Source organism: Streptomyces sp. SID14436 (assembly GCF_010548465.1).
In the GTDB taxonomy this organism is placed as follows: domain Bacteria; phylum Actinomycetota; class Actinomycetes; order Streptomycetales; family Streptomycetaceae; genus Streptomyces.
On the sequence record NZ_JAAGMD010000306.1, the window covers coordinates 1 to 1,461 of the forward strand.

Annotated in this window: 1 protein-coding gene; it reads left to right on the forward strand. The window is 75.1% G+C overall.

Going from position 1 to position 1,461, the window contains the following annotated elements:
- Nucleotides 1–1,319, forward strand: a 1,319-nt coding sequence (locus G3I53_RS11140; protein ID WP_239063769.1) for a hypothetical protein, incomplete at its 5' end; no start/stop codon positions are given.
- Nucleotides 1,320–1,461 lie beyond the last annotated feature (142 nt).

The window sequence follows — 1,461 nt, forward strand, 5'->3', positions numbered from 1 at the left end:
ACGTCCGCCGCACGGCGTTCGCCGAGGGCACCGAGCGGCTGCGCAGGGCCGCCACCACCGAGCCCGGCCGGCTGCGCATCATCGGCGCCGTGCTGGCCGCCCTCGTCCTCGCCTTCGGCGCCGTCTCCGCCTGGCAGATGACCGACCGGGCGGCCGCCGCCGACGACGTGCTGAACCGCAGCCAGCCCCTCAGCTCGGACGCCGCCGACATCTACCGCTCGCTCGCCGCCGCCAACACCGCCGCCTCCAGCGGCTTCCTGGCCGGCGGGCAGGAGTCGCAGAAGACCCGCGACCGCTACGAGCGGAACATCCGCACCGCCGCCGCCAAGCTGGTCAAGGCGGCGGCCAACTCCGAGCCCGACTCCCCCTCCGCCGCCACCATCACCGACCTCAACCGCCTGCTGCCGCAGTACAAGGGCCTGGTGGAGAGCGCCCGCACGTACAACCGGCAGGGCTTCCCCGTGGGCGGCGCCTACCTGCGGTACGCGAACGAGAAGATGCAGAAGGAGATGCTCCCCGCCGCGGAGGACCTGTACCGCTCGGAGAACGAGCGGCTGCGCGCCGACTACGCGGACGCCACCCCGTACCCCTGGGCGGCGATCGCCCTCGGCGTCGTCGCCCTGTCCGCCCTCGCCTGGGCGCAGCACCGCACCTACCGGCGCACCAACCGCCTCCTCAACCACGGCCTGGTGGCGGCCACGGCGGCCGCCTCGGTGATCCTGCTGTGGCTGGCCGCCGGCCACACCCTGGCCCGCTCCGGACTGAACGACTCCCGCGACCACGGCGTGCGTTCGCTGGAGGTGCTGCACGACGCCCGGATCGCCTCCCTGAAGGCCCGCGGCAACGAGAACCTCACGCTGGTGGCCCGCGGCGCCGAGACCCGCAAGGTCGGCGACGCCACCGTCGACGCCTACGACGACGACTTCGGCCGGGAGATCGACGCCCTCGGCAAGGGCCTCGCGCACGCCGAGCGCCTCGCGGACGACGACGACGGCACCCGGCCCGTCACGGCCGCCCTCGCCGGCATGCGGGAGTGGAAGGAGCGTCACGGCGCCGCCCGCGAGCAGGACGAGAACGGCAACTACCAGCAGGCCCTGGACATGGTCATCGGCGGCAAGGGCGCGACCGGCGAGTGCTTCGACGAGGTCGACCGGAACCTGGCCGCCGCCCTCACCCACGAGCGGACCGAGTTCGACGAGGCCGCCGGGGCCGGCCGGGACGCGCTGACCGGCCTGCCGGCGGGCGCGGCGCTGCTCGCCGTACTGGGCGCCGCCGGTGCCGTCGTGGGCATCGGGCGCAGGCTGTCGGAGTACCGGTGAGAGGGGGCGTGATGCACACCGCGCGACGCGTGCGGGCCGGCCTGAGGGGCTGGGGCGGAGTGGGCGCGATGGCGACGGCCTGCGCCCTCGCCCTGGTCTTCGCGCTGGTCCTGACCTGCACCGGTTCCGCCGGCCACCGGCC